This window comes from Maribacter halichondriae (assembly GCF_027474825.1).
GTDB classification, from domain to species: Bacteria; Bacteroidota; Bacteroidia; order Flavobacteriales; family Flavobacteriaceae; genus Meishania; species Meishania halichondriae.
Genome location: NZ_CP107030.1, coordinates 4426455 through 4450505, shown reverse-complemented (window position 1 = coordinate 4450505; position 24051 = coordinate 4426455). Strand labels below are relative to the sequence as shown.

The following is a 24051-nucleotide window of genomic DNA, read 5'->3' as shown; positions in this document are numbered from 1 at the left end:
ATATTTACGTAGTTTTAACTCGTCTTTACGAAGATAGTTCCACTAAGGTGAACAATACAAAAATAGGTCATTCATTTACAACGTCGATGTACTTTTTGAACGAATTAACCTATTGAATAACAACCACTTAAACTCTATTTTTTACGATGACAAATGCGCATAAAGACGCCTTGTTCGTTCTGGTAAAGTCACTTTCAAAGTCTGAGAAAAGGCAGTTTAAACTGTATGTTGGGCGTTTGGGGGTAAACACCGATGCGAAATTTTTAGCACTTTTCAATCTGTTGGACAAAATCAAAAACTATGATGAAAAGGTGATTTTGGGCAGCGGAATTGTAAAGAAAGCTCAACTATCGAACCTTAAGGCGCACCTCTACAAACAAATTTTAGTGAGCTTACGTTTAAATCCTGTAAACCAGAACATTCGAGTTCAGATTCGCGAGCAATTGGATTTTGCAACCATCCTTTATCAAAAAGGATTGTACAAGCAGAGTTTGAAAATTTTGGACAAGGCCAAATCCGTGGCCATTGAAAACGAGGAAAAAAATGTGGCCTATGAAATCGTGGAACTCGAAAAGCTTATTGAAACACAGTATATTACTAGAAGTATTCCCGATCGAGCTGATGAATTGGCAATTCAGGCCAAAGAGTTATCGGCTCAAAATGTTATAACGAGCAAGCTTTCGAATCTTTCGTTGCAGTTGTATGGAATGATGTTGAAAATAGGTTATGTGCAGAATGATAAAGACTACCAAAAGGTCACTAAATATTTTGAAAAACACCTTCCAAAATACAAAATTGAAGAGCTAGGTTTTCGTGAAAAACTATGGTTATACAAAGCCCATTTATGGTACAGTTTTTTAATTCAAGACTTCTTATCGTGTTACAGATATTCTAGTAAGTGGGTCGATTTATTCTATGAGCATAAAGATATGATTCAACTGAATCCGGTATTCTTTTTAAAAGGAAATCATTATTTGTTAGAATCTTTGTTTTATGTACGTTATGCCTCTCAATTTAAAGAAACACTTAATAAATTGGAAATGGTAGTTGAAAGTAAGGACTTTCCTAAAAATGATAATATCGCCTCATTGAGTTTTCTTTATATCAATGCCAATCGCCTGAACCAGCATTTTTTGGAAGGCACTTTTGCCAAAGGGCTTTATCTCGTTCGAATTGTCGAATACGGAATCAATAAACATAAGGATCGTATCGACGCCCATCACATTATGGTGCTCTATTATAAAATCGCTTGTCTGTATTTTGGTAATGGAGACAATAAAAACTGTATCGTTTATCTGAAGAAAATTATAAATAACAAGAATCTGAAAATGCGTGAAGACCTTATGTGCTTTGCTAGGGTATTAAGCTTAGTGGCGCATTATGAGGCGGGTATGGACTATCATCTGGAAGTTCAGTTGAAAAGCACCTATAAATTCCTGCTCAAAATGAACGATTTGCACGCTGTTCAGCGCGAGATGATAAAGTTCTTACGAAACCTTGGAAATATCTATCCCCATGAACTGCAAGACGAGTTCAAAAAACTGCATACCGAGCTGAAAAAATATGAAGACCATCCCTACGAGAAAAGGGCGTTTCTATATCTTGATATCATTTCTTGGCTCGAGAGCCATTTAGAGAACAAACCCGTGGCACAGATTATTCGTGAAAAATCCTTGGCACTTACCCGCTAACATTGAGAAGGGAAAATAACCACTTGACACATTTGCTGGAAATCAATCTGGCAATGATTTTTATAAGTACTTCGGGTGCATTGGGTCGATATGTCGATTTACCCGTACCGATTACCATTGGTGCTCGTGCCCTTTTGGCATTTATCTTGCTTTGGACTTATTGTCGTTGGAAGGGTTTCTCCTTTCATATCGCAAACAAGGATCGTCTCCATATTTTTTTGACGGGATTGCTTATGGGCCTCCACTGGATTTTTTACTTTTATTCCCTGCGTTTATCCAATGTGGCCGTCGGGATGCTGTCCTTGTTTACCTATCCGATCATTACATCATTTTTAGAGCCCCTTATCTTAAAGACAAGATTGCAAAGAGTTCATTTGCTTTTAGGGCTTCTGGTATTGTTAGGAATCTATTTTCTGGTCCCAGATTTTGATATTGAGAATTCCTATACCCTTGCCGTTTTGATGGGCATACTTTCTGCTGTTTTCTATGCCTTGCGAAATATTCTCTTAAAGACCAAAGTAAGTAATTACAACGGCTCGGTTTTAATGACCTATCAAGTCGGCATTATCGGAATACTTTTGCTGCCCGCTCTTTTTTGGTCCGATTTTGAGATGGTACTATCACAATGGAAAGGATTATTGGCTTTGGCATTATTGACCACGGCTATTGGCCATACGCTGTTTTTGAAAAGTTTCAGACATTTCTCCATTACAACGGCCAGTATCATAAGCAGTGTTCAGCCCGTCTATGGAATCGTCATCGGAGCTTTATTCTTGGCAGAAATACCTTCTTGGCCTACAGTTTTTGGAGGTATTTTGATATTGACTTCCGTACTTATCGAAAGTATGCGTTCCGGTAAAGAATAAAAGGAATTATCTTAAAGTCACTATGTCAAATCACTTCGACAGGCTCAGCGCTACGGATAAATAAAGATTATCGGAGAGACTAGTTCTCTTTTTCACCGTCTTCCTTTTGAATTCCCGGTGTTCCCATGTTGTATTGGTTGATGAGTCCGTCGCCTAGTTTTTGAAACTCTTCGCTTTTTGCCATTTCTCGAACTTTTACGGGATCAAAATTTCCGTTGAAATAGAGAAAAGAGCCACGGGCCGCATTGTTGTTGTAAATCAGTATTTCTTTCACGGCATTCCGTTTTTCGCGTATTGAAACGATATTCCGTTTTAGGTCATCGTTCTTTCGGTACACCTCGATAAATGAGTTGCCAGTAATACCGTTCATTTGCTTATTCAAAAATTCGGTTCTTGCCGGAGTGGCACTGGGGAACTGCATATATCTCAGGTCTCGGGTATTGCCTATCAACGATTGCATTTCAGGCGAAACGTTACTTAATAGTGATAGCATAAACTGGGGCACTCGAACCGCAGTAACTTGGTCATCGTTCTTGTGCGCTTCGTAAAAGCTGTCAATAGAGTTGTAACTGCCGCAGGAAGCGAAGAGTATCAATCCAATTAAAAACAGTGTTCTTTTGATCATGGTTCTAGTGTTTATGGTGTTTCTAAATATACTGATTTTAGCAACAAGCGTTCCAAACTGGATCTCGGGAGGAGGCGCAACAAATTCCACCATTTCTTTTTTCACGGGATGAAGAAACGAAAGCCTACTTGCATGAAGATGTATGCTGCCATTGGGATTGCTACGATCGAAGCCGTATTTAAGATCTCCTTTGATCGAGCAATCGATGGCGGCCAACTGTGCGCGAATTTGATGGTGTCTTCCAGTTTTTAAGTCTATTTCTAAGAGTACGTACCGATCCAATTTTTTGATCAATCGATAGTCCAGAATAGCTTTTTTACTATCGGGTACTTCCTTTTTGTGGGCGTACGATTTATTTTGTTTGGTATTGCGTTTGAGCCAATGCACCAAAGTATCTGATGGTTTTTCTGGCATGTTCTTGACGACCGCCCAATAGGTCTTTTTTGCCGCTTTTTCAGCAAAAGCTTGTTCAAACGCGGAAGGACCTTTGAGGTCTTGGCAAAAACCACGATGCCGGAAGTGGGACGATCCAGTCGGTGAGCGACCCCTAAATAAACGTTACCGGGCTTTTTGTCTTTTTCTTTAATATAAGCTTTGACAACTTCGCTGAGGGGCATGTCGCCGGTTTTGTCCCCTTGCACAATATCTCCAGGGCGCTTATTGATTACGATAAGATGATTGTCCTCGTATAGTACAAGAAGGTTTTTAGGGGTCGAGAGCATCTTTGAACCCACTATAATGTCAATTTTTTATCCCGAAAAGAAAGAAATAGAATCAACAATACTCCAGTAGTAACCGAAACATCCGCCATATTGAAAATTCCGGTTTTTAATAACCCAAACTTTATCTGAAAGAAATCCGTAACCGAACCGTATGCGATGCGATCGATCAGGTTACCAATACCACCACCGATAACGAAAGCAAAAGCAATGATCAACTTTCTGTTGAGATCTGTTTTTTGTAAAATTCGGAACAGCAATATAAGGAGCACCAGCACTGGAATCGCTTGTAAAAATATAATTTTTAAAATGGGGGAGAGGTCTTGTCCAAAGCCCAACATGGCACCGGTATTCTCTACATTGGTCAAAATGAAATTATCATTGACTACTTGAATATAGTCATTTGGGGAAACGTTTTTACGAACGATATCCTTTGAAATTTGATCGCAACCAATGTTCAATACTACCAAGATTAATATGAGTATCTTTTTTACCACTTTTTATAAAAAAGGTTTGAACTATCCAAGGTTTAATTTTTTGACTTCCGACTAATATTGCTCTTCGTCACTAGGAAAATCCCTGTTTTTTACATCCTTTACATAATTAGAAATGGCATCGCCCATTTCTTCGTATAAATTCATATAACGCCTCAAAAAACGTGGATTGAACTCGTGGGTCATACCTAATAGATCGTGGATGACCAAGACCTGTCCGTCTGCATGCTTTCCACCACCGATACCAATGGTCGGAATGCTGATCGCTTCCGATACATTTTTGGTCAATTCGGCGGGAATTTTTTCCAACACGATACCAAAACAGCCCAGCTTTTCCAGCAGCTTGGCATCGCTCATCAATTTCTCAGCTTCATCTTCCTCTTTGGCGCGAACGCTGTACGTACCGAATTTGTAGATGGATTGTGGCGTGAGTCCCAAATGTCCCATTACAGGAATCCCGGCATTTAAAATACGCTTGACCGATTCCTTGATTTCGATACCGCCTTCCAATTTTACCGCGTGTGCACCACTTTCTTTCATAATGCGAATGGCGGATCGTAGGGCCTCCTTGGGGTCGCTTTGATAACTTCCGAAGGGGATGTCGACTACCACTAAAGCGCGCTGTACGGCCCTAATGACCGATGTGGCATGATAGATCATCTGATCCAAGGTAATGGGTAAAGTCGTTTCGTGGCCTGCCATCACATTACTCGCGGAATCTCCTACCAAAATAACATCGACATTGGCGGCATCTACGATTTTCGCCATGGAATAATCGTAAGCTGTAAGCATGGAGATTTTCTCTCCGTTTTTTTTCATGTCCACCAAGGACTTTACCGTTACACGTTTGTACTCTTTTTTAGCCGTTGACATTTGGTTTTCTTTTGGTGGGTTAAATGTAAGGAAAATGTTCTGTTTTAAGTTTTACACCTATAGGGCATTTCGACAATGTTTCGACTACACTTTGACGGGCTCAGTGTGAAGGGATTTCACTTTCGGTTTTTGTCCTTATATTCTCCCTTGAGGGGAGAAAGGATTATTCTCGCATCCATGTAAAATGATTATTGTATTTTGTAGGGCCTAATCAAGATACTAATGGTATGAAAAAGGTTTTAATCTTCCTGTTAATTCTGTGTTCAACAAGCCTTTCTGCTCAAAATGACGAAAAAGCCGCCGTACAAAAAGCTGTGGAGGATTTCTTCGAAGGCTTTCATGCCCAAGATTCCCTAAAAATGCTCACGGTAATGGCACCCACTTTGGTCATGCAACGTATTGGCCCCGATAAGGATGGAAATACCGTTTTACGAACCGACGATTATCATCAATTTTTAAGAAATATTGTCGGCATACCCAAGGACCGCAATTTTCAGGAAAAGATAAAATCATATAGTATCCAAATCGATGGTCCAATGGCCAACGCGTGGACGGAGTATGAATTTTGGATCGATGGAAAGATGAGCCATTGCGGAGTCAATTCGTTTCAATTGATGAACGACGGCAGCGGTTGGAAGATGGTTTATCTGGTGGATACCCATCGAAAAGAGGGGTGTCAATAGGTTTCTTATTTGAAGTTATTGATGCTTTGCGGAAATAAGTAACCCCACCGTATAAATCTCTATGACGATGGGGTATTTGTTTATAGCACTCCTAATTAGACTGCGAAACCTTCACGATAGGTACGGCCCACGAATTGGTTGGCCTCCTCAAGATTTGTGATTCGCATATTTTCACCATCCCACAATAACTTTTTGCGCGCAAAGAATTCCATTTGACCTTCGCTGTTTTCTTTTTGCAGCATATAGCTACGAATGGCCAAATTGCCCATTAACACTGTTTCGGTCATAGGCCCCGCATAATCGAAGGAAGATGTCAATCCCTGATGTTCTGGGCTGTCGAAACCGGCTTTGCAGGCATCGACCCAAAGGCGTTGATGACCATATTCAGGTTCATCATTCGGCTCAACTTCTGGTCCGAATTCCGTGGTGCCATCGTTCAAATATAATTTTGGCATTAAGGGAGAACTGTCATTGATATTGGTCGAAATGATGCCTTTTTCCCCAATAATCAATACTCCGTTCGCACTGTTCTTCCCACCTATATCGTTATCTGCAGGAATAATATCAGGGTGTGCGGGACGTATGCCCCCATCACTCCAAGTCATTTCAATCGGAGATTTACTTTTTTCCGTGGCGTCAAAATGAAGCGTGATAAATGAAGAAGCGGGACATCCTTCCGGGTGATAGTCGGCGGTCCACATTCCTGAATACACTGCACCGACACTACATTCCGCATCCGTTGGATATTTAAGCCCCAAGGTTCTAAAGGGAATATCGATCAAGTGGCAGCCTACGTCTCCGAGGGCACCTGTACCATAATCCCACCAGCCTCTCCAACTAAAAGGGTGTAGGTTCGGGGTATAGGGTTTTTCGGCGGCTGGGCCTAGCCAAAGGTTCCAATCGAGAGCTTCCGGTTTTTGGGAAGGGTCCGGTGCGGGCATAGAACCTCCTTGAGGCCATACGGGGCGGTTCGTCCAAACCTGGACCTTGCTTATGGAGCCGATTTTATCATCGTCGATCCATTTTTGAACCATTTTCAAAAGCGGATTCGATCCCCTTGGTTGCCCATTTGGCTCACGATTTTTTGGTCCCGCGCCATTTGGGTCAACATACGTGCCTCACGAATATTATGGGTCATAGGTTTTTGAACATATACGTGCTTGCCACGTTCCATGGCATATTTAGCGGCAGGGCCGTGTACATGATCCGGCGTTGAAATCGTAACCGCATCGATACCTTTTTCTTTATCGAGCATCTCCCTGAAATCGGCGTATAATTTGGCTTTCGGAAAATTTTCCACCGAGCGTTTCGCTGAACCGGAGAAATCGACATCGCAGAGTGCGACCACTTTTTCTCGCCCTTTTACCGAAGCGTTCAAGATATCACTGGCACCTTTACCACCTGATCCGATGGCCGCCAAGTTCAATCGATCACTAGGAGCCAAATAGCCGACCCCACCCAGCACATGACGCGGTACAATAAATATGGAAGAAGCGATGGCACCTTTTTTAAGAAATGACCTTCTCGAGCTGGAAGAGTCCTTTATTCTGTTTTTTTTCATTTTCAAAAATTTAGTTGAATTATTTCTGAACTCTTAAAGGTAGAAAAAAATGGGGAATGTGTTGGTTGGCAGAAAATGGAAATTCTAGTTGCTAAGCTTTTTCTTTTTACGTACTGGTGGTCATAAAGTCGGCCTGTTTAGCATTGCAGGTTTTGAAGGCTACCAGTTGTGAACTGGCGGGAGCGATTGAGCACCAGAGTAAGGATACACAATAGACTAATTTTTTTCGTATCTTAGGTAAATGGACTTACCAAATGAGATTTATGATATCGTTATTACCATTGGTCTTGTTGCCGCAGGTATTGTTTTAGTCACTTACTTGACCAGAAAAAGCAGGAATTTCAGAAGTAGTAGAAATAAAAAGGCGCGAAAACAGCATCCTTATTAGCCTGCATAATTCAATCCGATAGCTATCGGGAGCTTTCCAACGGAGATTAGCTAGGCACTACAATCGCATCCATAGGAATTTTAACGAAATAAACATCTTTTAAAATCGTTGCTTTTTGTAGGTTAACCCACTCTAGCGGGGTATTGCTGTGGGTCACTCGTCATAGACATGCTTCAGCTTAAGGGTAGTTTTTATTTCGATACGACTACTTTTTCAGTTTGGCGACTTCAATCGAAATGAATTTTGGTAGATAACTTGGAGTGCAATTTTTCGATACTATTTCATCCTTATATAAACCTGTTTCTTCCCCGATGGCAATGCACCTAGCTCGATACTCTTCCTGCCATTTTCCTATTTGACCAGCAGTGTAGTTCATTGCCCATTGTACTTCCGGGGCCTCTTTTAATAGATTTTTTTCAATAGCGTCAAGTAAGAATTCTGTATTGGATTGGTCGGTTTTTCCCAGCCATCTCAATCGTGCCTGATAGTACCAAAAAGCCTTCTTTGTAACGTAGACGAACTATTTTCCCAAGATTCCATCAATGCGATTGTCTTTTTGTCCTTCGAAAGCTGATTGGCCATCAGCCAATCTATTAGTTGAATTCGCTCTTCAGGTTCATGATTCTGAATGTCATTGTCGAGCAGATCAATAACCTCTTGGGTAATAAGTTTATTGTCCATAATCAGAATTGCCAGATGACGTGAAAGATAGTCACTGGTCGACCATAACTCCATAGCCAGATCATGATCTTTTTTTATATCCTTGGCAATTTTCCGAAGATCTCCAAGCTTGGTAGTTTCCTGCCTAATTTTTGCATAGATATTTTTGGCGGTAGTCGATAGTCTCATCTCAATTATCACTATTATTAAATTACAAACAACCCTAGTTTATACTAACAAGTTACTCCATTTTTTGAAAACTTTTGCCTACCTGCCTACCACAGTCAGTCTCTTGACCGCACAAGCAAGATCTTCGCTCTTCCGGGGCGGTAACGACAGCGTTTAGTTTTTAAATGCAAATCAATGTGATTTTTTCTCGTATGTATGATATGAAAAGGTCTATGGTGCTGTGTTTCCTTGCTACGATGTTTCTACAGACTCTAATAAGTCAAAAAATAGAAAACGTAGTATCCTTTCGGGATATCAAAAGCGAAAGTTACTTTCGATTCAATTACGATAACGACTTCTTTACAGCGACGGATAAGAACTATACCCAAGGCTATAACCTCGAATTAGTTGCTCCCTTTTTTAAGACCAACCCTTTCAACTATTTGTTCTATACTCCAAAGGATGTTGAAACGCGGTATGGCTTGGCCGTGGAACATATTGGTTATACACCTACAAGTTTTGATTCTCCCGATATTCAGTTTGGTGACCGTCCTTTTGCTGCGGCGTTTATGCTCAAAAGCTTTAGTATTACTACCAATTTGGCGAATAAAATTCGTTTTACATCAGCCTTTAGTTTGGGACTCATTGGGCCTGGTGCTTTCGGTAAGGAAATGCAAGTTGCCATTCATAAAGCAACAGGAAACAAAATACCTTTAGGCTGGCGAAATCAAATCAAAAATGACATTGTGGTCCAATATGAAATAGGCTATGAAAAACAGTTGGTGAACTATAAAGGTTTATTTTCATTGCAAGTAAACGCCAGTACGAAATTAGGATCGCTTTTCATCAATGTATCACTGGGAATTAACACCACCTTCGGAATCATTAATTCACCATTTTCATCAAGTGGAAATAGCAATGTTTTTAAGTTATTTGGCTATGCCCAAACCCTAGTAAACTTTATCGGTTACGACGCAACACTTCAAGGAGGGGTATTCAATAAACAAAGTCCATATATAATCGCATCACAGGATATTACGCCATTCAAAGGACAGTTTAATTACGGAATCATATTAAAATCGAAAACCCTATATTTCGAATATGCGCGGTCCTTACTGACTAAAGAATTTAAAACTGGAAGCGCTTCTAAATGGGGCGGAATTAAAATCGGGTTCACGATTTGAAATTTTATGGAAACATAATTTCTGATGCTGACTTTTTTTCTGAAGTTTTGATAGCATTGGGGTTGGCACGATTTTGAAACTAGCGGTATCGGAGTTTAGAATATCACTGAAAGCTTAAATGCTAAATAAAAAAGACAGCCTTGGCAGGGGCTGTCTTTAAATTGTACGTATCACCTTCGTAAAGTACAATGAGTTAGCGTTGAAGATACTACGAATTATCTTGAACGGTTGCTTTAGGCGCATTCTTTTTTATTGAAGCAATTCCTTTCGACATGGCTGAAGTACTGGAATACATTTCACTACTACCAATTACTTGGCCGTTTGTAGATTTCAGACTGAAGTAAGGTGAACCATCCTTTGCCTTTTTTCTTTCGAACATCGTATCATCTTTGGAATTTTTACGGACGGATTCAATTCCGTTTTCGCACGCAGCTTTTGTAGCATAACCTTGACTACTCAAGATAACCTGATGATTACCAGCTTTAAGATTGAACCTGAATTTTCCGGCTTTATCTTTATTAATTTCGAACTTACCCATATTAATTTATGTTTTAGAGTTTTCTATTTAACTCAAAATAAATGGACTTATTTTATAGAGTGTCATAAAAATACAGTCCTAACGGGTGTTATACACTCAAAAACGAGCATGAATATTCTTTATCTAGCTAGTGCGATTGTCATGTTAGCCCCACGCGGCGCATTACAAAAGTCAGGGGCTTTTTAATAGTTGGTCCGAATACGAACAAGATGCTCGCCCTCCGCGATTTAATTGACCATGATATCCAATTGGTCTGTTTTAATCGCTATTTCTATCATATCACCGTATTCCAAGCCCTTTATTTTGGGAAGGATCAATTCAAGCATATTCGGTATTTGAACATGATCTGCTTTCGTTTCCGGATCGGGCATATAAACCAATCCCTTATAGGTTTTATCCTTATAATGCAGGGTTACATCAAAAAAATAAAAATTCTCGGGAGGAATATAATCCGACCAATCGATGTGCTTAAAAAAATGCTTTGGCTTCTTAATTACATAGGAACAAGGTGATATATCTAAATTGATGGTACCCATGAAATAGTTGCTTAAATCGAGTCCTCGTTCTAGAAAATGTTTGAATTGTAGTTTTAATGTTCCTTCGGGATAGCGCTCATCTTTGCCTTTTCCGGATGCAACACCATGACCTGACTTTATTTCGCCACGAACTATCGTATATTCTTTAGATTCGGTCATAGTTCTTTTCTAAACCGTTTTTAGCCTCTTTTAGCTACGGATTCCAATTGCTTATGATAGGTATCAATTCTTGCATAGGCAGTTCCGTCTACTAATAAGATAACTATTAGCATAGCAATCGTTGTGATGCTAATTGCCCGCCAAGTCGGGGTATTTATAAAGATAATCAGCAAGGCAGCAACCATGATTATAATCGGAATAGCTTTAAAAACGATTGTATTGTATTCTTTAAGAGTTGCTTCGGCACGTGCAATTTCAGATGCTACAAATTCAGGGGCATCTTTATGGTATGAAGTTTCAAATTGTGTAATCCTTGATTTATTGGTGAAAAATAATCCAAGTCCTATGGTCATAAGTAGAACACCTGCTACCAAGGTAGGAATTATGTATTCCCTTGCCATATCAGTTTTCCCTAACTGCCAAAACCCGATACTAGCGGCTATAAATGCGAGTCCGAAGAGAATGAAAAATGGTGTTGAAACTAGCTCGGCTTTTGCCCAATCTGTTGCTGTTTTTAATATGTCCATAGTTTAATTCATTTTATATGTTTCTCTGTATTCCGTTGGGCTGATGCCTTCTTTCTTTTTAAATAAGCGCGAAAAATAGGGTGGATATTCAAAGCCCAAATCATAGGCCACTTCAGAAATCGTTTTAGTGGGGTTCAGCAACATATTTTTGGCTTCTCCGATCAGGTACAATTGCAAATGTTCGGTCGAGGTTTTCCCCGTTTCTTTTTTGAGTGTATCACTTAGGTAACGTTGCGAAACCGATAGTTTGTCCGCTATTTGATCTATGCTGGGAATCCCGTTTTCCTGCAATTGCCCCGAATCAACATAGGCGCCTAATTGCTGATTGAACTGTTCCAGCAAATCATTGGACAGTTCTTTTCGGTTTAAAAACTGTCTTTCGTAAAATCGGTTGGCATATTTTAAAAGCGTGCCGAGTTGCGAAATAATGATGTCTTTGCTGAATTCATCCTGATTATTTTGATATTCAATGTGAATATTCTCTACAATAGATTCGATCTGCTTTTCTTCTTTGGGTGAAAGATGTAGGGCTTCATTGGCCGAATACGAAAAGAAACCGTACTTCTTAATCTGATGCGCCAATTCTGTCCCTTTCAGAAAATCTTCGTGAAAGTTGATTGAAAACCCTTTTTGGTCGTATACCACGCTACTGTCCCATTGCAACACTTGCCTTGGTGCGATGAAAATCAATGCGCCATTGGTAAAATCGTATTGTGTACGCCCATAGTTTACGTTACCTTTTACGATCTTCTTCAAGCTAATGGAATAGCAATCGTTGGTAATGGGTGGCGAACTCTCCTTTGGGCAAGGTAGAAAATCATCGCCTGCGGCAGAAAATACACTCAACATGGGATGCTCTGGGCGCGGAAGTTCAAGGTATTCCAAGTAAGCCGATAAGGTTTTGAAATGTTGCATTGTAGCTAAATTAAATATTCCACTTTAAACCTGTTTCCTTTTCTGAAATTTCCCACAGTCTTTTGGCTACAGCTTTATCTTTGGCGTGTGGCTCTAATTTATGTGCTCCAACTGGTCCAACCCAATTATTTCTTCCTGTAGGGCCGTAAAAACCACTCTGGTCTAAGTCTGGTTCAGTGGCACACATTAATTGTGGATAAGCACCTTTTTCAGCCGATTGTACCAATGGTGATAATTTCATTAGATTAAAGATAAATTTCATCATAGCACTACCACTGGTATTTATTAAGTTGGTACTTGAAGAACCAGGATGACAAGCATATGCTTTTACATCTGATTTGCCTGCTTCTTTCAATCTATCCTGTAGTTCATAGATAGTCATGATCTGTGCCAGTTTACTTTGACTATACGCATTATTGGGCGTGTAATCTTTATCCCAATTCATATCATCGAATTTGATGGTTTTGATTCCCATATCATATCCCATACTTCCTACCGTTACAATTCGTCCTTTTGATTTTTCAATAAGGGGGAACAGCAAAGCTTGAAGTGTGAAATTCCCATAGTAATTCGTGCCCATTTGACTTTCCCAACCGTCTACTGTTAAGGTTTGTTTCGGTACTTGGGCAATTGCCGCATTGCAAATTAGGGCATCGATTCGAGTAACTGTATTAAGAACTTCTTCCGCAGCTTTTCTTACAGAAGCTTGTTCTGCTAAATCCATCTTTATAGCTGAAACTTCTATTTCGTTACCAAGTTCTTCTTTAATGATTTTAATGGTGTCTTCGGCTTTCTTTGGGTTTCGATTGAGCATTACCACTTTTGCCCCTTTTGAGAGCAAGATTTTCGCTGCTTCAAAACCTGTACCGCTTGTAGTACCGGTTATGACGAATGTTTTGCCAATTAAATTCCCTATTCTTTCGGGCGTCCATCCTTTTTTACCAAATTGAGTTGTAGTCATCTTTGTTTTATTTTGTTGGGACAAAGATTAATACAAACTTGTGTTGTGGTCGTATACACAATTTCATATCATGTATACTTTTTGGTCTTTTTTGATTCCAAACAACACTAGTATGTAGTTATAGGTTACTGCATTTCTTTCTTAGCTTTAGCTTGGGTATTGTTGCCGGCATGAGCAAGATGCCTGTCTGCCGACATGGCAGGCTCAAACATGCGAGGTAGTAGCATCCCGAGAGTTACTAGGCACGGTACACTTTGTAGTACACGGTTTTTATTCTTCGTAGATGTCAAATTCGTTGGAGACTGATTTCATTAATTCTTTATTGGAGAAATCCGCTTCGGTCATCTTCGACAATGTTTCCAAGAAAATATCAAACTGTCCATTTTTAAATATGGTAAGCATTTTTCCGCCTTCGTTACAAATGGCTTCGTGCCACACGTTTGGTGGGACTGTAATGGTATCTCCTTCGCTTAAAATTATGGTTTCATCATCGAAAATAAGTTCCATTTCGCCAATCAACATATAGAATACCTCTGTCATCACTTTATGATGATGTCGCTTTAAATGAAACCCTGGTTTTAAGGTGTCCTCGATTAAGCATAATTCCCCATTCGTGTCTCTTGATGACAGTTTAACAAAGCAGTGGTCTTGCGAGTAATCGTAATTCTCACCTTCACCATTTTTTATATAGTGTTTGGGTTTCATGATTTATTTTTATGGTGTACGACAATTGTATACGGTAACAAGTTACTCTATATCTATAAAAAGGGACAGGCTTATTTTTGCCGGCACAAGTAAGATGCTCGCGCTAGCGGATTAACCCCCTTTTGCTCGGCATGACCTTCATATACACTGTTAGGCATATTTTTAATCTTTTTTAGATAAGTCTAACCAGTCTGGAATTGACTCAACCCCTTTTTCTCTACATCTTTTAATTGTATTTTCCAGGGTAACTGCGTCATACTCCATCCAATCAATTTGTTCGATGATCTTCAAATTTTCATCGAAACGCAACCATATCGTAAATTCCATTCCCCATTCTGTATTTACGAGTGCCCCATCATAATAAAATGGATTCAGATGTCCCTTACCCGCGACGGTATTTCCTTCCACAACAAGTGATTGTAAGTTAAGATGTTTTTGCTCGGGATACATTTTTTTAAACCTATCTTCTTCTTCATCCCATTTGTAGAACCTTTTGAATTTCCAAAGGCTATCCAAGTCCAATTGGAGCGTTATATCTTTAAAATGAAGATCCTCTCGATAAAATGAACAGAATTTATCCCAATCAGAGCGTTCGGCAAAAGTTTCAAAATATTCTAGGGCTTTATCTCGTGCAGCTTGTTCGAAGTCATTAGCATGGGCTGTTTTAGTTTGGTGACAACTATTTGTTATGAGAAGTATTACCATTAGTTGTAACCAATTTATCAGGGAAATACTGTTTTTCATGATTATTCCATTATGCCTAACACTGGTATATAGTAACAAGGTACTATATTTCTGTCATAGCAATATATATTGGTGTTGACTTACTGTTACGGCCACTAGATGCTCCTGTCGCCTCTGCCGGAAACTAGCGGTCACCGCGGACTTTGCCAGCCCCAAAACGTTCTATCCATATAAAAAATACAAATCCTATGCCATATAAGCATACATCTATCATATCGGCAGTGTAACGGTCGTTGAATTTTGGAAGTATGAGTTCAAAATAAAGCGCATATAATAGGGTAAGCGTAAATGCGATTCTAATGGGTATTTGTAGGTTTATATCATTCCTGATTTGCCGAACTAAATATTGACATATTTTCAATACGATGGGCATGCAAAGCAAATCGTTTAGATGATTATTTATAAGGGTAGGTAAATGAAATGAAAGGTGTTGCGCTGCATACACCAGCATCGCAATTGCGACGAAAACGGGAAAGTAATAACGTTTGATGTAGCTAAGAAGCATAAAATGGAAGGCTAACACATTAAGCAGAAATATAACTAATCACTAAGGCTAAAAAAGAACCTATAGCTAGTACAACGAGCCAAATGTAATAAAAGAAACGAGCTGTATACCTAATAAAAATATTATCGTGGTCTTTTACATTTTCAAAAAAAGAGTAACCGCACTTTTCTTTTTCGTGGCGTCTATTTTCTTTTGTTTTTGAATCGCTTTTTCTTTGCGTTCCAATTCCCGTTTTAAGGTAATATTGATGATGTTTCCACACGTGGGACAGTAATCTTGGTTTAACCACATTTCCCCACAATTGGAACATCTTCTATAGGTTTCGTTCGACATGTTTTTAATCAATAGGCTTGATATTGCATCAAATGGGCATTAAGCCGGTACGAACATTATACCCGTGCTCAAAAAGCCTCAATTTACAACTTTTTATGAGGTTTACTTCCTGTTGAAGGCACGGGTAAGGTGCTCTCGCTAAGGAGGGCTAACATCACTGAGAAATTATATTGTAGTTAAATCAAGAGGGCCTGGATTACCGTTGTGGCCACTAGTGGTAGCGGGGGTTTATTTTTTGTTGGCAAATGTTTTATGGTTTATCCGATCCAAAAAATTTATTAAAAATTACGCATGCAGTTAGGTCTCCGGTCACATTAACTGCTGTTCTAAACATTCCTAAAATTCTATCGATGCCAATAATAATGATCAGTCCATCTATTGGAATTCCTGTGCTCTGTAGCACTGATGCAAGAACGATGACACCTCCTCCTGGAATGGAAGGAGTTCCGATGGATGCAGCTACAACCGTAACAGTGATTAAGACTATGTTTATTACTGAAAGCTCAATGCCATAAGCTTGCGCCATGAATAAGGTGGTCACACATTGAAATAGAGCGGTACCATCCATATTTATGGTTGCTCCGACCGGAATTACAAAATCACTGATATTAGAGGATACTCCCAATTGCTCATCTGCTGTTTTCATAGATACTGGCATAACGGCTGCCGAACTGGCGGTTGAAAAAGCCAATAGCTGAGGTTCACGTATCAGGTTCAAAAATTTGAAGGGATTCTTCTGAGTGAAAACAGCTACCATTATTAAATAGAAGATCATTAAGAGGATCAAGCCCAGAACAACAACTAGCATATAGTAACCCAAACCGAGAAATATTTCAATACCTATTTTAGATAACAAGGCAGCCATCAAACCAAACACAGCATAGGGCACGAGCATCATCGCCCATGAAACTACAATCATGCAAATCTTCTGAATCGCTTCGACAAAACGGATGATAGGCCTTACCGTTTCCTTTTTGAGTTGGGTAATCGCTACGCCAATTATGATGGTAAATATCACTACACCGAGCATTTCTCCCATTAACATGGACTCCAGTGGATTATTTGGGATGAGCCTAGAAATAGTATCTGGAATGTTTTCAATCAGGTTGGTTTGTTCATTCGCCTCTATAAGATTTTCTCCACTGCTCGGAAATCCCCCCAAATTGAAAACATATTGGCCGGGCTTCATGATAAGTGTCATAACCAAACCAATAGTGATTGCAATGATCGTTGTGAAAACGAAATACAATAACAGGTTTAGCCCAAAGGTCTTAAGGTTCTCAGAGGTGTTGCTTACAATTCCTGAAATAATAGAAGCAAATATCAAGGGTATCATAATCATTTGAACCAACCTCATAAATATTTGTCCCGGTAAGTCGAGCCAATTGGCTAACGATAAACTTATACTTTCAGAAACAAGCCCTGTAGATGGATTGATTACAATACCAAGCCCAACACCTAAAATCAATCCAATGATCACCTTAAGCCATAAGCGACCTTTTATAAGGCGATCCAAATGAACGGACAAATTATTAAGAGGTCTGATTTCTATCATGCCGTGGTTTAAGAAATGGTTGTTAACGGTTTGTGTATGGTTAGTTGCGGGATGATTCGCAAGAAACATTCCGCTGTTGGCTAAGATAATTAATGCGCTTGATTTTCCGATGAGGAAATTCCGTAGCAACTAATTATAGACGGTGTGTGTGCCCAGCATGGGCATCTTTTAACTACAGAAATGTAGTTAATTAATCTAGAGGGTGCAAGTCCCTTATGGGCGGGGGTAACGCTTCGAACCATTAGTAAGTCGCAAGGGTGGTAACCGCGAGGTCACATCTGAAGGAAGCGAGACTACAAAACCCGGTACTGACGAACAGGAACCGTATACAGAGGCATATTTACTTGGGTAAGCAAGCACATCATTGTAACGCCCGATGATTACAAAAGGGTAGGTATGTAGATACGGCAGGGATCGGGAGAAAGAAGATGTCATTACCTGGGGAGGTCTCCAAAGTTACGTGTAGCTATATGGAGAAGTCAGCAGAGGTCATAGTACTTACAGGAAATGAGCTAGGGCAGAACCCTAGAGGTCTCACGAGTAAGGAAGGACTGAACGTAATTCTCTTCAAAATTCGCATAGGAGCACTAGTGGTAGCCTATGCCTAAATTAGAGGATAGTGCCAAGGGTGAAAAGAGCTTTGGTTTGATGATTTACGAACCGCCGTATACGAGACCCGTACGTACGGTGGTGTGAGAGGCGCACCGTGGGCTTTACCGCTCACGGCCGTCTACTCGATTAGCGGCTAGCTTTTTTCATCTCTTCCGTTATCTTGTCCATTTTTCTATTCCAATATTCCTTCATCTCAACACGTTGATTAGAATCCAATAGTTTCTCTTGATGAAAACTAATTAAGGTTTTGTTTTTACCCTTTCCAATTACTCGAACCTGAACCGTTGACATATTTTTCCAATCCTTCTTTTTCCAATTCAACCGAATATGTGAATAAGGTTTGAAGACTCGAACAAATCCCTCTATCCCGCTTTTGGTTTTATAATTCTCTTTTAGTAAGAAATCAGTTTTCAGGTCACCAAGCCAAATTTTCAATCCGTTATCCGAAAACATAAAATCCCACGCTGCTATTTCTGAAATGGCAAACGTTTTTTGAAGCCCGAATTGATACCCGACATCTTTTGTTTTTCCAACATCTCTAGACATTTATTATCGTTTTATTTTTTCGTGAATAAATTCGGTTTTTTCAGCTTGCCGCTAACACTAGTTTATAGTAACAAGTTACTTTTTTCTGTAATAGCAATATGCTTTGGTGTTGACTTACTGTTGTGGCCACGAGTTGCAAACTAGCAGTAGCGGGGGTTGTTTAAGCAAATGCTATTACAAGGCCGCTTTTAAGCCAGCGATCAATTGATCTACCTCGTTCATACTCGTGTAATGCAAAAAGAAATTCGCAGCACCCCAGGAGGCCTAGGGATGCCCATACCGGTAAGCGGACGCACGGCATAAAAATCGCCCTTGCCCAACATCAATTTGTGTTTGGTCAGGCTTTCATACACGGCGTCGATGTCTTTGTGCTGCGGAATGATCGAAACCGTTGGTGCTCTGTTTTTCAAGGTATCGGGACCTATGATTTGAACATCATCACGAGATCGTAGAAAATCAAGCAAACGTGCTAAAAGGGTGTTTTCATGTTCCCGGAACATTCGATTCAAAGCCACACGCCGTTCTGTTGGTGGGGCGGCAACATCAAAATGATGTTCATAAACATCATCAAAATAATCCAGTACGCCTTGTACGGCAGCTATCTGTGCGTGATCCGGACCTGCCGGTGTCAGCATATTTCTGGTGATGCCTTCTTTAAAAAATGCGATTGATTTTCCAATTGCCCGATGAGCGCTTTGTCAACATACATCAGGCCCAAATGCGGACCGTAGGTCTTGTACAATGAAAAGAGGTAGATATCCGCCCCCAGATTTTTTAGATCTGGCAGGGCATGTGGGGCATAGGCCACACCGTCAACTACACAGAGTGCCCCATGTTGGTGGGCGATTTCACTGATTTCCTTGACGGGGTTGATGTGGCCGATTACATTCGAACAATGGGGAAAGGCGAGCATTTTGGTCTTGTTGGAAATCAGGCCTTTCAGATCCTGCACATCCAATACTCCGGTTTGTGGATCTACAGGCCACTCGATAATTTTTATACCGCGTGTTGCCAGTTTCCGCCATGCCCCCGCATTGGCTTCGTGATCCTGACAGGATACAACGATCTCGTCGCCGTCTTTCCACATAGGTCGCATGGCATTTGCCAATACATATACATTCAGGGTGGTGGAGGGGCCGTAATGAATTTCGGAAGCAGTTACGTTCAGGTACGCGGCCATGCGCTCATAAGAAGAATCCATGAGTTCCCCTGCCCGTTGGGATGCGGGATAGGGATAATAGGGCTGCACCTTGTTCTTGCGATAAAAATCGGTGAGCCGATCGATAAACTGCTCGCAAGGATAGGATCCTCCGGCATTTTCAAAAAACGCCCAGCCTTTCAAAGTGGGTTCTGAAAAAGCAGGAAATTGTGAGCGTACAAAGGGTACATTAAGCTTCATAGTGTTATCGTTTAACTACCTGGTAATTGAAATTTCAATGAGGATAATTCTATTTTGGAAATTGATGCTATTGGTTTTTTTGGTAAACTATTATTTCGCTAGCGCTCTCTCGATAGCTATCGGGGGTGTGCCTACGGGTAGCTTAAATCATAAAATCAAATTTATTCTGAAAGATTAAGTTGCCATGAAATACCATATTTATCTTGACACCATCCAAATTTTTTACCAAAGCCGTAATCCCCTGAACCTTTGTAGTCGTCAAGAGGAACCATAATCTGGCCTCCATTTGAAGAAAGTTTTTTGAATAAAGTTTGTATTTCATTTTCAGAGTTACATGCAACGAACAACGATACCCCAGGCGTAAATGACCAAGCGTGATTATAATTACTTTCGGAAACCATATACTCCGTACCATTCAATATAAATACTCCATATTTGATAAGTTCCGGTGTTCCTCCGGCTTCACCTTCGGTATATTTTATGATATTCTTAATTTCGGAATTCGGAAATATAGAAGTATAGAAATTTATGGCTTCTTCTGCCTTTCCGCATTGATTGCCCACAAATGTCAAAAATGTTGTTGTTTTCATTTTTTTAAGTAACGCCTATATTGATTTTGATTCGTCTTGAGCGTTTAACAAAGTCGTTGGTCTTGAATCACCTAGATCCATTAGTTGCGCCTTTTGTCCAATCACATCAGCTTCTTTTTCCAATCCTAAATCGTCATTTATATTCACTTTACACTTCGTGTGTGAAGCGGGTTTCACGCGGCCTAGTTTCTGTTCAACTACCTGCCATGCTTCGTGAGGCAGATGTTCTTCCTGTCCAGATACCAAATGAATATCGGTTCCTTGTGCGTAGGCATATGCACTATGTTGGGCAGGTTTAGCTGAATTGGAACGTATTTTCACATTATCCAGAGCATATCCGGAAAGATTTTCAATACCAGCTTTCAAATGGTCAGGTAAACCGGTCTTGTTTTTTTTCGTTTTGCCAGTTTTAGTATTTTTATTTCTTGGTTCCATCGTATTGCATATAACACTAGAATAATATAACAAGTTACTACAATTCTTCCTAAACTTTTGTCGACTTACTGTAACGGCCACTAGTTGCTCCCGATAGCTATCGGGACTAGCGGTAGGGCGACAGTGTCAATGTCTACAAGCGCACTCATGATGTTCATTGAGATATGCAATGGTTTCCGTACTAAGTTTTTCTACAACCGAAATATTTATGTCAGCTAGTTTTTTAAAATAAATACAAGCTTTCCCCATTTTGAATTTGCCTAAATCTTTTAAAAGGGAATCACTCTTTTCTGTTTTCGAATAGACATAGAGTGAAAACTGTGCTTTTCGCGGTGAAAAACCCAACAAAGGAGCATCGCCTTCATGACCACTGGCATATTTATAGTGATAGCTTCCAAAACCTATTATGGTCGGCCCCCACATTTTAGGTTCAAAACCCGACCATTCACGCATCAATGCTATTAGTCGATGACTATCAGCTTTCTTTTGATCATTGTCTACATATGATTCAATAAAATCAAAGACATCTATTTCTGTTTCAGTGGTTTTATTTTTAGCCATTTTCGTAGTTATTTTTAAGTCGCATTGCAAGGCCTGCCAACAAATGTATATAGTGACAAGTTACTATATTTCTTTCTGAACTGAGAGGCTTAGTGTTGCGGCAACTAGCTGCAAACTAGCGGTAGCGGGGGAGTATCGTATCACGTTATGCTATTTCTATTAATGTCGTTGCTTTTGTATTTTTAATAAATGAGTTGGAATTATAAATTTCACAACAAGGTAGGAGCTTATTTTGTAAGCTTTGCTACGGTCAATTGGATAGATGTCTTTACACGACGGGCCTATTTTGAAATTCTTGAACAAAGTGTATCCTTCTGTCGTAAAGAAAAAGGGATGGAAGTTTATGCCTATTGCTTTATGCCCAGTCACGTGCATTTCATTTTTCGTTCTGCGCATGAAGACCCATCTGGAGTATTACGTGATTTTAAGAAACACACTTCTAGACAATTGGTAAAGGCCATTGAAAACAACCCACAAGAAAGTCGTCGTGAATGGTTGATATGGATGTTTGAACGTGCAGGTAAAAAGAAGAGCAACGTTTCCGATAGACAATTCTGGCAGCACCATAATAAACCTATTGAATTATGGAGTACCAAGGTCATAAAACAGAAGATTGATTACATTCATAATAACCCTGTTGAAGCAGGTTTTGTAACCGAACCTACACAATGGAAATATAGCAGTGCTCGAAATTTTGCTGATGACCATACTATTTTAGAAATAGATGAAATCGGTTTTTTGGGTTGAAGTCTTTTGGTTTACTGAAAATTCAAATACACATTTTTCGCTACCGCCAGTTTGCAACTGGTGGCGGGTATGAGTAAAAAAAAAATCGTTTATTGTATCAAATCAAAAGAGTCTGGCTTACTGTTGCGGTTGGTATTGCGTGCTTACTGTTGTGGCCACAAGTTGCAAACTAGCGGTAGCGGGGGGACTTTTAAGGCTTGGTACCCTGTAGAAATTTGTTCAATAATTCATCTTCGGTATCAGGGGTGCCATTTGCATCTGCGTCTGTCAGCCATCCATCCATTGCACTAACTCTTGTTATTTGTCTTCCTTGTCTAAAGACTAATTTGAGTCCGTGCTCTTGTTCCCAACCACATCTGCAATCAATTTCAAGATATATATCTTGGTCTCTATGTGGTCTTCTTGAAAGATTTATACCACCATGCCTAAAGTGCTTGACGTGATTCCAAATATCGTTTTTGTCTTTCATATCGATAAAAATTTGGTCGGACTCTTGAAGTACAATCTGATTTAGAAAATCCATGCAGTTTTTATACACGAGATGCGAAATGGCTTCTCTATCTTTTTTTGATTTACCTAAGAATGCTTTTATGGCTTGGTCTGCTTCTTCGATAAATTTTGGGTCTTCTTCAGGTAGAAATTCTCCATAATTTATTTGCATTTTGGTATTATCAAAAAACGGAATTTCGATAGGTTCACTTCCCCACCAACCGGCAATACTGCCCTTTTGATTTAATTCGCCTAGTATTTCGCTTTTTATGGTTCTCATTTTTTAGCTTGTTGTCAACACCAATATATGGTAACAAGTTACTGTATTTCTTTCTAAACTTTTACTGGCTTACTGTTGTAGCCACTAGTTGCAAACTAGCGGTAGCGGGGAGTTTTAATTCCCGATGATTGGATAAAAGATACAATAAATCATTCCCAAATTAAAAGCTGAATGACATAGTATTGCTCCTAAAATTGAGCCTGAACGTTTTCTACATAGGTAAAATAAAATACTAATAAGAAACGTACTCAGCACCCATATAAGGGTCGGTAGTACCAATAATTTCCATTCTTGATTAATGAATACTAGTCCGAAGTGAGAAATATGAACAAGAGCAAATGCCGCACTATCAATTAAAGATGCCTTGCTATCACCTACTGAATTTGCAAAACTTGAATGCACTATGCCCCTAAAGAAAAGTTCTTCTCCGATCGGACTAAATATCATTCCGGTCACCGCCATAATGCCAAATAGTTGAAGCTTACTTTGGGCATCGATTACTTCAGGAATATTATATGATTTACCAATATAGGTATACCAATTTTCGATGGTGTTACCATACAATGCGTCTCCTAAGAAATATAGTGCAACGCTAAAAAGAATACCAATGACAAAAGCAATACCAAGCCATTGACTTTTTGTAGGTTTTTTAATGCCTATTTTATTTCTACCGTATTTGCTTAAAAACACAAAGGGCGCAATGGCTGAAATAAGCATGATCACACCTATGAAGGCATAATTTGCTGTTTCATTTGCATGTAGTACCAAAATAAAACGAGGAATACAGATTACAAGAATTAAAAAAAGTCCAAACTTCCAATTGAAATTGAAAATTTTACTCCAAAAAGGTTTTAATTCATTTTGCATAGGTTGCTATTGACACTTGGTATTTTATCCTGCAACTAGTACTAGTATACCGTACCAAGTTACTCTATTTCTTTCTAAAGTTTTGCTGGGGTACTATTGACGGAATGAGCAGAATGCCCGCGCTAGTGGGGGCAA

At 39.7% G+C, this 24051-nt stretch carries 29 protein-coding genes and 2 pseudogenes; 7 read left to right on the top strand and 24 right to left on the bottom strand.

What is annotated here, in order from left to right; genetic code table 11:
• Positions 1-146 precede the first annotated feature (146 nt).
• Both N8A86_RS20900 and N8A86_RS20895 read left to right on the top strand, forming a co-directional pair.
• Positions 147-1691 carry a hypothetical protein gene (locus N8A86_RS20900; RefSeq protein ID WP_273567138.1) on the top strand — a complete coding sequence of 515 codons (1545 nt, stop codon included), beginning with the start codon at positions 147-149 and terminating at the stop codon, positions 1689-1691.
• Positions 1692-1714: 23 nt separating this feature from the next.
• Entirely contained in the window at positions 1715-2557 is an 843-nt protein-coding gene (locus N8A86_RS20895) for a DMT family transporter (RefSeq protein ID WP_337251688.1), read from the top strand.
• 79 nt (positions 2558-2636) lie between these two features.
• Here the strand turns inward: N8A86_RS20895 and N8A86_RS20890 are convergent, their stop codons facing one another.
• The 4 genes and pseudogenes from N8A86_RS20890 to panB form a co-directional block, all read right to left on the bottom strand.
• The gene (locus tag N8A86_RS20890) at positions 2637-3182 is read right to left on the bottom strand and encodes a DUF4252 domain-containing protein (RefSeq protein WP_273567137.1); all 546 of its coding nucleotides are present in this window, start codon (positions 3180-3182) and stop codon (positions 2637-2639) included.
• Positions 3183-3449: 267 nt separating this feature from the next.
• Positions 3450-3799: pseudogene (locus N8A86_RS21860) on the bottom strand (pseudouridine synthase); the annotation flags it as partial.
• Between the two features lie 116 nt (positions 3800-3915).
• Positions 3916-4398, bottom strand: a complete 483-nt coding sequence (gene lspA, locus N8A86_RS20880; protein ID WP_273567136.1) for a signal peptidase II — start codon at positions 4396-4398, stop codon at positions 3916-3918.
• Between the two features lie 51 nt (positions 4399-4449).
• Positions 4450-5268 (bottom strand): 3-methyl-2-oxobutanoate hydroxymethyltransferase, encoded by an 819-nt coding sequence (gene panB, locus N8A86_RS20875; protein WP_273567135.1) that lies wholly within the window; start codon positions 5266-5268, stop codon positions 4450-4452.
• Between the two features lie 227 nt (positions 5269-5495).
• Here panB and N8A86_RS20870 point away from each other — a divergent pair, with 227 nt between their 5' ends.
• Positions 5496-5951: a nuclear transport factor 2 family protein gene (locus tag N8A86_RS20870; RefSeq protein ID WP_273567134.1), complete on the top strand. Its 456-nt coding sequence runs from the start codon at positions 5496-5498 to the stop codon at positions 5949-5951.
• Between the two features lie 95 nt (positions 5952-6046).
• Here N8A86_RS20870 and N8A86_RS20865 read toward each other — a convergent pair.
• Positions 6047-7512 (bottom strand): annotated as a pseudogene (locus N8A86_RS20865) (Gfo/Idh/MocA family protein).
• Positions 7513-7753: 241 nt separating this feature from the next.
• On the opposite strand from N8A86_RS20865, the gene N8A86_RS20860 reads away from it, so the two are divergent.
• Positions 7754-7900, top strand: coding sequence for a hypothetical protein (locus N8A86_RS20860; protein ID WP_273567133.1), 147 nt, complete (start codon positions 7754-7756; stop codon positions 7898-7900).
• Positions 7901-8105: 205 nt separating this feature from the next.
• On the opposite strand, the gene N8A86_RS20855 is transcribed toward N8A86_RS20860, so the two are convergent.
• Both N8A86_RS20855 and N8A86_RS20850 read right to left on the bottom strand, forming a co-directional pair.
• Positions 8106-8375 (bottom strand): hypothetical protein, encoded by a 270-nt coding sequence (locus N8A86_RS20855; protein WP_273567132.1) that lies wholly within the window; start codon positions 8373-8375, stop codon positions 8106-8108.
• Positions 8372-8749: a DNA alkylation repair protein gene (locus N8A86_RS20850; RefSeq protein WP_273567131.1), complete on the bottom strand. Its 378-nt coding sequence runs from the start codon at positions 8747-8749 to the stop codon at positions 8372-8374. The genes N8A86_RS20855 and N8A86_RS20850 overlap by 4 nt, the downstream gene beginning before the upstream one ends.
• 200 nt (positions 8750-8949) lie before the next feature.
• Between N8A86_RS20850 and N8A86_RS20845 the strand changes: the two genes are divergently transcribed.
• Complete coding sequence (locus tag N8A86_RS20845) at positions 8950-9912, top strand: lipid A deacylase LpxR family protein (protein ID WP_273567130.1); 963 nt, start codon at positions 8950-8952, stop codon at positions 9910-9912.
• 208 nt (positions 9913-10120) lie between these two features.
• On the opposite strand, the gene N8A86_RS20840 is transcribed toward N8A86_RS20845, so the two are convergent.
• The 9 genes from N8A86_RS20840 to N8A86_RS20800 form a co-directional block, all read right to left on the bottom strand.
• Positions 10121-10450: a YegP family protein gene (locus tag N8A86_RS20840; protein WP_273567129.1), complete on the bottom strand. Its 330-nt coding sequence runs from the start codon at positions 10448-10450 to the stop codon at positions 10121-10123.
• A 227-nt stretch (positions 10451-10677) separates the two neighbouring features.
• The gene (locus N8A86_RS20835) at positions 10678-11145 is read right to left on the bottom strand and encodes a hypothetical protein (protein ID WP_273567128.1); all 468 of its coding nucleotides are present in this window, start codon (positions 11143-11145) and stop codon (positions 10678-10680) included.
• A 20-nt stretch (positions 11146-11165) separates the two neighbouring features.
• Positions 11166-11672 carry a hypothetical protein gene (locus N8A86_RS20830; RefSeq protein WP_273567127.1) on the bottom strand — a complete coding sequence of 169 codons (507 nt, stop codon included), beginning with the start codon at positions 11670-11672 and terminating at the stop codon, positions 11166-11168.
• 3 nt (positions 11673-11675) lie between these two features.
• Positions 11676-12587: a helix-turn-helix domain-containing protein gene (locus tag N8A86_RS20825; protein ID WP_273567126.1), complete on the bottom strand. Its 912-nt coding sequence runs from the start codon at positions 12585-12587 to the stop codon at positions 11676-11678.
• 10 nt (positions 12588-12597) lie between these two features.
• Complete coding sequence (locus N8A86_RS20820) at positions 12598-13548, bottom strand: SDR family oxidoreductase (protein WP_273567125.1); 951 nt, start codon at positions 13546-13548, stop codon at positions 12598-12600.
• A gap of 270 nt (positions 13549-13818) precedes the next feature.
• A complete protein-coding gene (locus tag N8A86_RS20815; protein WP_273567124.1) occupies positions 13819-14253 on the bottom strand; it encodes a cupin domain-containing protein in 435 nt (144 codons plus the stop codon).
• A 162-nt stretch (positions 14254-14415) separates the two neighbouring features.
• On the bottom strand, positions 14416-14997 hold the full coding sequence (locus N8A86_RS20810; protein ID WP_273567123.1) for a hypothetical protein: 582 nt from the start codon (positions 14995-14997) through the stop codon (positions 14416-14418).
• A 640-nt stretch (positions 14998-15637) separates the two neighbouring features.
• Positions 15638-15835, bottom strand: coding sequence for a hypothetical protein (locus N8A86_RS20805; protein ID WP_273567122.1), 198 nt, complete (start codon positions 15833-15835; stop codon positions 15638-15640).
• A gap of 250 nt (positions 15836-16085) precedes the next feature.
• The gene (locus tag N8A86_RS20800; protein WP_273567121.1) at positions 16086-17390 is read right to left on the bottom strand and encodes a dicarboxylate/amino acid:cation symporter; all 1305 of its coding nucleotides are present in this window, start codon (positions 17388-17390) and stop codon (positions 16086-16088) included.
• Positions 17391-17860: 470 nt separating this feature from the next.
• Here N8A86_RS20800 and N8A86_RS20795 point away from each other — a divergent pair, with 470 nt between their 5' ends.
• A complete protein-coding gene (locus tag N8A86_RS20795) occupies positions 17861-17998 on the top strand; it encodes a hypothetical protein (RefSeq protein WP_273567120.1) in 138 nt (45 codons plus the stop codon).
• Between the two features lie 130 nt (positions 17999-18128).
• Here the strand turns inward: N8A86_RS20795 and N8A86_RS20790 are convergent, their stop codons facing one another.
• The 6 genes from N8A86_RS20790 to N8A86_RS20765 all read right to left on the bottom strand — a co-directional run bounded on the left by N8A86_RS20790 (position 18129) and on the right by N8A86_RS20765 (position 21533).
• Complete coding sequence (locus tag N8A86_RS20790; protein ID WP_273567119.1) at positions 18129-18548, bottom strand: SRPBCC domain-containing protein; 420 nt, start codon at positions 18546-18548, stop codon at positions 18129-18131.
• A 218-nt stretch (positions 18549-18766) separates the two neighbouring features.
• Positions 18767-19183, bottom strand: a complete 417-nt coding sequence (locus N8A86_RS20785) for a PLP-dependent aminotransferase family protein (RefSeq protein ID WP_273567118.1) — start codon at positions 19181-19183, stop codon at positions 18767-18769.
• Positions 19177-19947, bottom strand: coding sequence for an aminotransferase class V-fold PLP-dependent enzyme (locus N8A86_RS20780; protein WP_273567117.1), 771 nt, complete (start codon positions 19945-19947; stop codon positions 19177-19179). The genes N8A86_RS20785 and N8A86_RS20780 overlap by 7 nt, the downstream gene beginning before the upstream one ends.
• A gap of 161 nt (positions 19948-20108) precedes the next feature.
• Complete coding sequence (locus tag N8A86_RS20775; RefSeq protein WP_273567116.1) at positions 20109-20537, bottom strand: VOC family protein; 429 nt, start codon at positions 20535-20537, stop codon at positions 20109-20111.
• A gap of 15 nt (positions 20538-20552) precedes the next feature.
• A complete protein-coding gene (locus tag N8A86_RS20770) occupies positions 20553-20972 on the bottom strand; it encodes a DUF4157 domain-containing protein (RefSeq protein ID WP_273567115.1) in 420 nt (139 codons plus the stop codon).
• Positions 20973-21098: 126 nt separating this feature from the next.
• Positions 21099-21533, bottom strand: a complete 435-nt coding sequence (locus tag N8A86_RS20765) for a DUF1801 domain-containing protein (RefSeq protein ID WP_273567114.1) — start codon at positions 21531-21533, stop codon at positions 21099-21101.
• Positions 21534-21722: 189 nt separating this feature from the next.
• Here N8A86_RS20765 and N8A86_RS20760 point away from each other — a divergent pair, with 189 nt between their 5' ends.
• On the top strand, positions 21723-22280 hold the full coding sequence (locus N8A86_RS20760; protein ID WP_273567113.1) for an REP-associated tyrosine transposase: 558 nt from the start codon (positions 21723-21725) through the stop codon (positions 22278-22280).
• Positions 22281-22470: 190 nt separating this feature from the next.
• Here N8A86_RS20760 and N8A86_RS20755 read toward each other — a convergent pair whose 3' ends face one another.
• Both N8A86_RS20755 and N8A86_RS20750 read right to left on the bottom strand, forming a co-directional pair.
• Positions 22471-23049 carry a DUF6985 domain-containing protein gene (locus tag N8A86_RS20755; RefSeq protein WP_273567112.1) on the bottom strand — a complete coding sequence of 193 codons (579 nt, stop codon included), beginning with the start codon at positions 23047-23049 and terminating at the stop codon, positions 22471-22473.
• A 114-nt stretch (positions 23050-23163) separates the two neighbouring features.
• A complete protein-coding gene (locus tag N8A86_RS20750) occupies positions 23164-23916 on the bottom strand; it encodes a CPBP family intramembrane glutamic endopeptidase (RefSeq protein ID WP_273567111.1) in 753 nt (250 codons plus the stop codon).
• Positions 23917-24051 lie beyond the last annotated feature (135 nt).

Bases quoted from the DNA above. Each gene is read 5' to 3' on its own strand.
- N8A86_RS20815 (WP_273567124.1), bottom strand. From the start codon at position 14,253: ATGAAACCCAAACACTATATAAAAAATGGTGAAGGTGAGAATTACGAT.
- N8A86_RS20850 (WP_273567131.1), bottom strand. From the start codon at position 8,749: ATGAGACTATCGACTACCGCCAAAAATATCTATGCAAAAATTAGGCAG.
- N8A86_RS20845 (WP_273567130.1), top strand. From the start codon at position 8,950: ATGAAAAGGTCTATGGTGCTGTGTTTCCTTGCTACGATGTTTCTACAG.
- N8A86_RS20770 (WP_273567115.1), bottom strand. From the start codon at position 20,972: ATGGAACCAAGAAATAAAAATACTAAAACTGGCAAAACGAAAAAAAAC.
- N8A86_RS20840 (WP_273567129.1), bottom strand. From the start codon at position 10,450: ATGGGTAAGTTCGAAATTAATAAAGATAAAGCCGGAAAATTCAGGTTC.
- N8A86_RS20750 (WP_273567111.1), bottom strand. From the start codon at position 23,916: ATGCAAAATGAATTAAAACCTTTTTGGAGTAAAATTTTCAATTTCAAT.
- N8A86_RS20765 (WP_273567114.1), bottom strand. From the start codon at position 21,533: ATGGCTAAAAATAAAACCACTGAAACAGAAATAGATGTCTTTGATTTT.
- N8A86_RS20810 (WP_273567123.1), bottom strand. From the start codon at position 14,997: ATGAAAAACAGTATTTCCCTGATAAATTGGTTACAACTAATGGTAATA.
- N8A86_RS20835 (WP_273567128.1), bottom strand. From the start codon at position 11,145: ATGACCGAATCTAAAGAATATACGATAGTTCGTGGCGAAATAAAGTCA.
- N8A86_RS20820 (WP_273567125.1), bottom strand. From the start codon at position 13,548: ATGACTACAACTCAATTTGGTAAAAAAGGATGGACGCCCGAAAGAATA.
- N8A86_RS20775 (WP_273567116.1), bottom strand. From the start codon at position 20,537: ATGAAAACAACAACATTTTTGACATTTGTGGGCAATCAATGCGGAAAG.
- N8A86_RS20860 (WP_273567133.1), top strand. From the start codon at position 7,754: ATGGACTTACCAAATGAGATTTATGATATCGTTATTACCATTGGTCTT.
- N8A86_RS20825 (WP_273567126.1), bottom strand. From the start codon at position 12,587: ATGCAACATTTCAAAACCTTATCGGCTTACTTGGAATACCTTGAACTT.
- N8A86_RS20785 (WP_273567118.1), bottom strand. From the start codon at position 19,183: ATGCTGACACCGGCAGGTCCGGATCACGCACAGATAGCTGCCGTACAA.
- N8A86_RS20900 (WP_273567138.1), top strand. From the start codon at position 147: ATGACAAATGCGCATAAAGACGCCTTGTTCGTTCTGGTAAAGTCACTT.
- N8A86_RS20805 (WP_273567122.1), bottom strand. From the start codon at position 15,835: ATGTCGAACGAAACCTATAGAAGATGTTCCAATTGTGGGGAAATGTGG.
- N8A86_RS20800 (WP_273567121.1), bottom strand. From the start codon at position 17,390: ATGATAGAAATCAGACCTCTTAATAATTTGTCCGTTCATTTGGATCGC.
- N8A86_RS20890 (WP_273567137.1), bottom strand. From the start codon at position 3,182: ATGATCAAAAGAACACTGTTTTTAATTGGATTGATACTCTTCGCTTCC.
- N8A86_RS20780 (WP_273567117.1), bottom strand. From the start codon at position 19,947: ATGAAGCTTAATGTACCCTTTGTACGCTCACAATTTCCTGCTTTTTCA.
- N8A86_RS20755 (WP_273567112.1), bottom strand. From the start codon at position 23,049: ATGAGAACCATAAAAAGCGAAATACTAGGCGAATTAAATCAAAAGGGC.
- N8A86_RS20790 (WP_273567119.1), bottom strand. From the start codon at position 18,548: ATGTCTAGAGATGTTGGAAAAACAAAAGATGTCGGGTATCAATTCGGG.
- N8A86_RS20830 (WP_273567127.1), bottom strand. From the start codon at position 11,672: ATGGACATATTAAAAACAGCAACAGATTGGGCAAAAGCCGAGCTAGTT.
- N8A86_RS20795 (WP_273567120.1), top strand. From the start codon at position 17,861: ATGGAGAAGTCAGCAGAGGTCATAGTACTTACAGGAAATGAGCTAGGG.
- panB (WP_273567135.1), bottom strand. From the start codon at position 5,268: ATGTCAACGGCTAAAAAAGAGTACAAACGTGTAACGGTAAAGTCCTTG.
- N8A86_RS20870 (WP_273567134.1), top strand. From the start codon at position 5,496: ATGAAAAAGGTTTTAATCTTCCTGTTAATTCTGTGTTCAACAAGCCTT.
- N8A86_RS20760 (WP_273567113.1), top strand. From the start codon at position 21,723: ATGAGTTGGAATTATAAATTTCACAACAAGGTAGGAGCTTATTTTGTA.